A 5600-nucleotide genomic window follows, 5' to 3' on the forward strand; every position below is an offset into this window, starting at 1 on the left:
GTCACACCGGCGTCACGCTGACACAGCACCCCGAGATAGCCATGTACCGACACGAACAATCACGTTCCGTCACCACCGAAAGTGCGCCAGAGCCACTGACTGGACACACCCCGCCGAAAGTTACAGGTTGATCGTCTCCGCGAGCTGGGGATCTCCCGCTTCCCGTGAATGGGTGGGTGGGAGCGGTGACTGCACTGTGCCACGTTCGTGTTGCCCTCAGCGGCGTAGCCTGCCGTACGATACGCCGTTCCTGGTGCTCGCACGGAGCCCAGCGGCCAGGCCAAATCTGTCGCGTCAGCGAACCGAACGAAGATCAGTTTACTAGCGCCGATTTCTGCACGCAGCCTCGAAGGCCGAGGTCAATGGCGGCATCTGCGCGCTGATCCACGGGCGGATGAGCTTTGAGGACCATGCGTGGAGGCTGGCGATGCTGGGGCGGATTCGGCCACCGGTCGCAGCGGACATGGCCGGGCCAAGAAGGGCGCTTGCGCAGGCGACGGTGACCCGCTTGCGCCGGCATCTGGACCATCTGGCCTGGCTAGATGGGATGGCTGGGGCCAGTGATGCCCGGCTCAAGGGGCGCCTACCTCCAAGAGGAGGCGCGGGTGCTGGATGCCGCTGAGGTGCGCGACTACGGCGAGGCCAAGCGGATTGTGCTGAAGGCGGGCCTGCTGCACGAGGCCCGGGTGCGGTCGGGTTCGAGTACTGGCCGATCGTGGCTCATCGCTGGGTGGAGGAGGGCGCTTTAGCGGCCGAGTGGATGGGCGGGAGACCGAACTTGGCCATCAGGTCGTGGCCGCCCTGGAAGACCGTGATGCTGGTGATGCCCGTGGTGGTCACGGTGAGGATGCCGAGTCCCCACGCCCGGTGGATCCCGTCGCCGTCGCGGAGGTATGCGGCCGCGGCGGGCTGCCCGTTGGCCAAGGTCGGGATCATTCGCCAGTCCCCGCGGGATCCCATCACGTGGGTGAGGAAGCGTAGGCAGGTCACGCGGCCGGAGAACCAGGCAAGTGTCCCGACCAGCTCTATTGCGGCGTCGGTGCGCAGGGCCCGTTCCAGGGCGGCCGTGTCGGCGTTCTCGAAGCCGGTGATGTACTGCTCGAGCAGTGCTTGGGCGTGCGGATCGGTGGGCTCGATGATCTGCTCGTGTTCCGGGGCTGCTTCGTCGAGGCGAGTGCGGGCCCGCTGCAGGGCGCTCTTGACCGCAGCGATCGACGTACCGAGCATGGCCGCCACCTCGGCGGCGGGAAAGTCGAGCACCTCTCGTAGGAGGAACACTGCCCGCTGCCGCGCGGGCAGGTACTGCAGGCTCGCGACGAGCGCCAGGCGCAGGCTCTCCCGTGCGGCGATGATTGCCGCGGGGTCGTCCGATTCCGGGGTCACCAGCGTGTCGGGGATCGGCTGCAACCATGCCACGTCGGGGTCGTCCGGAGCCGGTGGGCTGTCGGGGTCGTCGGCGGGGCCGGCCAAGCCGGACGGCAACGCCCGCCGACCGCGGTGCTCGAGCGCGGTCAGGCAGGCGTTGGTGGCGATGCGATACAGCCAGGCCCGGAGCGATGAGCGGCCCTCGAAGGTGCCGTAGGAGCGCCATGCCCTGAGGTAGGTCTCCTGCACGAGGTCCTCGGCCTCGTCGGCTGAACTCAGCATGCGATAGCAGTGCGCGAGCAACTCGCGCCGAAACGGCTCGGTACGTTCGGTGAACTCGTCGGCGTCGGGTACCGCTCCCGCCTTTGGCATCATCAACACTCCCCGTGAGTCACCCAGCGGCACCGTTGACCCTGGGTGATGAGCGAAACGTTACAGGCCGAGTTTGGGTCGTACCCATTCGGCCATCCGGCGGATCGCCTCATCGGCCTCCGGCGCCCTTCCGGCAGCCATCTGGAAGGTGTGCTGCATGTCGGGAAAGATGTTGAGCTGGACGTCGACACCGGCTTGGCGGGCATGCTCATCCAGCCGGCGGGCATCATCCAGCAACACCTCGTCTCCGCCCACCTGGATGTAGATGGGTCCGAGGCCGGTCAGGTCGGCGTACAGCGGGTTGGCCAGCGGATCGCGGCGGTCGCCATCTGCTCCTAGGAACATGTCGGCCAACCCGCGGACCACGTCAGTGGAGAAGAAGGCGTCCTTGTCGCGGTTGGTCTCATACGATTGCCCAATAGCTTCCATGTCCACCCACGGCGAGAACGGCATCGACGCCGCGGGCAACGGCAGGCCTCGTTCCCGGGCTCGCAGTTGGGTGGTGATCGACAGTCCGCCGCCGCAGGAATCGCCGGCGAAGGCGATGTGACCGGGGCTGATTCCCTGGTCGAGCAGCCACCGGTAAACCGCGGTCGCGTCGTCGACCTGCGCCGGATGGGTGTGGGCGGGGGCCAGACGATATTCGAACATCAGCGCCCGGGTCCCGGTCGCCTTGGCCAGATGGCCGAACAGCTTGCGGTGTGAGGAGACCGACCCGCTGACGAACCCGCCACCGTGTATGTACAGCAGCACTCGGTCCTCGGCGCTTCCCTTGGGCACCGCCCAGATCGCGGGCAGGCCGGCCGCGTCGGCCTCGATGTAGCCGACCTCCCGTGGTTCGGCCGTCAGGTTGCCCCAGGACTCGTCGTCCGGCCGCTCGGCCACCGGCAGCCCAGCGGCCAGTCGGACCGCAGCCCAGTGCCTCTTGACCGCTTCTGATTCCTTGCTCGGCATTGCTGTGTCTCCCTCTCCCCGCTCAGGCGGTGTGTTGTGGACAGTTGTGGAAAGCCTGAACCCGCCAGAGGCTGTCTTGCCTGGACAGCACCCACGTCTCCAACGCATGGTTGGCGGCGTCCGGCTCGGTCTGATCGGCGAGCAGCACGGCACCCTTGCTGATCACGATGGCAACGTCGGCGTCGACGAACCTGATGCTCTGTACCTCGTGGACGGCCTTGGAGCCCTTGAGCTCACCGGTGAGCAGGGCTGCCATGGTGGACCGGATCGCCTCCCGGTCGGGCAGGTACATGCCCGGCAGGACCGCGGTGGCGGTTTTGGCGTACGGCGCGACGAAGGCATCCGCGTCGCCTTCGGCCCAAGCGGCGTACACCTCATCCAGCACCGCGCATACCGCGCGGCCGGGCTCGGTGAGCGAGATGTTGTTGACCGTCATGGCTCTTCCCCTTTCAGACGTCGTGCGTGGTAAGACCTTCAACAATGAAGACCGCGCAACCGCCGAAAAGGAATCGCTGCCCTCGTGGTGACCGGAACGGCTTGCTCGCACGGCTCCGCTCGGGGGGGCGCGTGAGTACGCACAGCCCACGCAACTGACACCGCTTCGAGATTTACGCACGCCACCATCGCCTCGAACGCTGGCATGGATGACAGCACCGCCAACATCCTGCGCCACACCTTCGCCATCACTCTGGTCCGCGGCACCGACCTCGTCATGGCCGCCGAGATGGCCATACAAGACTGGAGACCCAACCGCCGCTGCAGCCTGTCCTCCGACGACGACGAGGGCGCGGGCCAGTGGGCACCAGACCGTCGAGTCGTCCCGACACTCGAGACGGTGGCGGCCCTGATCCTGGAGATGCTGCCCGTCGAGTGGGACGACGCCGTCATGGGGTCCGACCTGAGCATGAGTGAGGACGCAGTTCGCCGCTACCGTTCATTGCCGTACGTCGCGATCTGCACCGACGGGTTCAACCAGGCCTGGCTGGCTCCGTGCCATCCACGCAGCTACGGCGCATTCCCGAAGGTGTTGGGCGAGTACAAACGGGAGAAGCGGGCGCTGCCGCTCGAGACCACGCTGCGGAAGATGACCCGGTTCCCGCCTCGCTGTTGGGCCTGGTGGACCACGGAATTTTGCGAGTGGGCATGCGCGGCGATGTCGTGGTGTTCGACGAGGCGACCATCGGGGAGAACGCGACGTTCGACACGCCCGCCCCCAACGGCGTCGACGTCGTGCTCGTCAACGGGGTGATCACTGTCGACCGCCGGGCGGGAGGCGACGGGTTCCGTCCCGATTCGGGATCCCCGCACGGCGCCGGCGCGGGGATGGTACTGCGACGGCCGGAGGCTCCGCGGGGACGTCGGACGAGGGCACACTCATGACCGGCGAGCCGCCCCATGTGACCGCGCTGTATACACAGCCCGCCGCAAGGGGAGGGCCGCACTGCGCTTGAGCGGTCGGCTCGGGGCGCGGTGTCGGTGTTGCCGCTGGTCCGTTTCCCCGAGCCGCCGCCCGGAACCCGGCGTGCCCGTTTCCGAGCACAGGGCTCTCCACGTGTCCTGCCCGGTGGCCAGCCACCGATCCTTCGACGGATCTCCAGCCCTGGTCGCATGCCCAACGGCACGCACGGACCGGCGTGGAGCTCACCGTCGAGATCGTGGACGGCCAGGCGTTGCTGAGCGTCACCGACGATGGGAACGGCACGGTGTTCGACTCGTTCTTCTGCTCCCACTGACCCCGCCGCCGGCCAAGCCCGCCGTTTAGTTAACGATCATGCTCTGGTTTGAGGTTGCCGGGGCAAGAGCGCGACGGTGGGCGGTCCAGCGTGCCGGATGCCCTTGTCGGAGGGGCGGCGTTCTCTGTAACTGCTTCGTCGGGTGCGTTTGACGGCTCGGGGGTAGCTGCGGTGTCGGCGGGAGGGGTTGCGGTTGCGAGGCCGACCGACGTAGTGGACGGTGCGCATCCAGAGGGTGTCGTGGGTTGCAGGGGGAAAGGCCGCCTGGTCGTGACCGAGCGGCGCACGATGCGCAGGGTGGCCAGGAACTTGATCCGGTCGGGGTCGACCCCTGCGGTGGTGGCCGCGACGCAGATCAGGGTGGCCAGGGGCCAGTGGGTGAGGAGGTAGGCCCAGATCTCCTGGCGCACCAGGTCGGGGGTGCGGGACCGTAGAATCCGGCCCGGCCCGCGCAGATGGGTCTTCAGCTGGTCGAACCCGGTTTCGGCTTCCCACCGCTGGTGGTAGCAGGAGGCCAGGTGCTCGGCGGTAGCCTCGGCCGGGTCGAGGATGCTGGTGATCAGCCGGATGTGGTCGCCTTTGCGGTCGGGCACGGTGTAGTCGAGCACGCGAACGACCACCGCCCGGTCGGGGTCGAGGGGCCGGCCCTGGCGGGCGTCTTCACGCAGCCGGTCCTTCTGCGACTTGTGCAGGCCGACCACGGGATTGGTGATGACCGCGAGCCAGGATCCGTCGTCCAGGTCGCACAGCCAGTACGGGCGGAGCCCGGCCTGCACCCGCCACAGCAGCTGGGCGCCGCTACGGCGGGCCTGACCCCAGGCGTAGAAGCTGTAGAAGCCGCGATCGGCGAGCAACAGCATGTCCTTCCTCCAGCCGCTCGTTCAGGGAGTAGGCCAGGGTCTGTTCACCGTCCCAGCAGCCTGACACACCCGCCGCGACGATCGCGTGACTGGCGCACGCAACGCGGCCATCGCACGATCTTCAGTTCCATCACACCTGAATGATCACAGCGGTGGCCGTACCCCTTTAACCCGCGTACGTACGGACCAGACGTACGGGCCTATCGCGACGCCGGCGTACCTGCTCATGCGAGATCCCGGCGCTCACGCCGATCCTGCGCAGGCCCCACCCCTCAGCCCGCGCGTCCGCCATCGCCGCGATCAGCGCCGCGCAGGT

At 67.7% G+C, this 5600-nt stretch carries 5 protein-coding genes; 1 reads left to right on the top strand and 4 read right to left on the bottom strand.

What is annotated here, in order from left to right; all coding sequences use genetic code 11:
• Positions 1-720 precede the first annotated feature (720 nt).
• Genes AB0J09_RS54670 through AB0J09_RS54680 form a run of 3 tightly spaced genes read right to left on the bottom strand, consistent with a single transcriptional unit; the run spans position 721 to position 3127 of the window.
• The gene (locus AB0J09_RS54670) at positions 721-1740 is read right to left on the bottom strand and encodes a sigma-70 family RNA polymerase sigma factor (protein ID WP_360710200.1); all 1020 of its coding nucleotides are present in this window, start codon (positions 1738-1740) and stop codon (positions 721-723) included.
• Between the two features lie 57 nt (positions 1741-1797).
• Positions 1798-2691: an alpha/beta hydrolase gene (locus tag AB0J09_RS54675; protein ID WP_360710202.1), complete on the bottom strand. Its 894-nt coding sequence runs from the start codon at positions 2689-2691 to the stop codon at positions 1798-1800.
• Between the two features lie 22 nt (positions 2692-2713).
• Entirely contained in the window at positions 2714-3127 is a 414-nt protein-coding gene (locus AB0J09_RS54680; protein ID WP_360710204.1) for an SgcJ/EcaC family oxidoreductase, read from the bottom strand.
• Between the two features lie 204 nt (positions 3128-3331).
• Here AB0J09_RS54680 and AB0J09_RS54685 point away from each other — a divergent pair, with 204 nt between their 5' ends.
• Positions 3332-3940: a hypothetical protein gene (locus tag AB0J09_RS54685; RefSeq protein WP_360710206.1), complete on the top strand. Its 609-nt coding sequence runs from the start codon at positions 3332-3334 to the stop codon at positions 3938-3940.
• 513 nt (positions 3941-4453) lie between these two features.
• Here AB0J09_RS54685 and AB0J09_RS54690 read toward each other — a convergent pair.
• Entirely contained in the window at positions 4454-5284 is an 831-nt protein-coding gene (locus AB0J09_RS54690; protein WP_360710208.1) for a transposase, read from the bottom strand.
• Positions 5285-5600: the final 316 nt, after the last annotated feature.

Origin of the sequence: Nonomuraea sp. NPDC049784 (genome assembly GCF_040659615.1) — a bacterium.
Lineage (GTDB): Bacteria > Actinomycetota > Actinomycetes > Streptosporangiales > Streptosporangiaceae > Nonomuraea.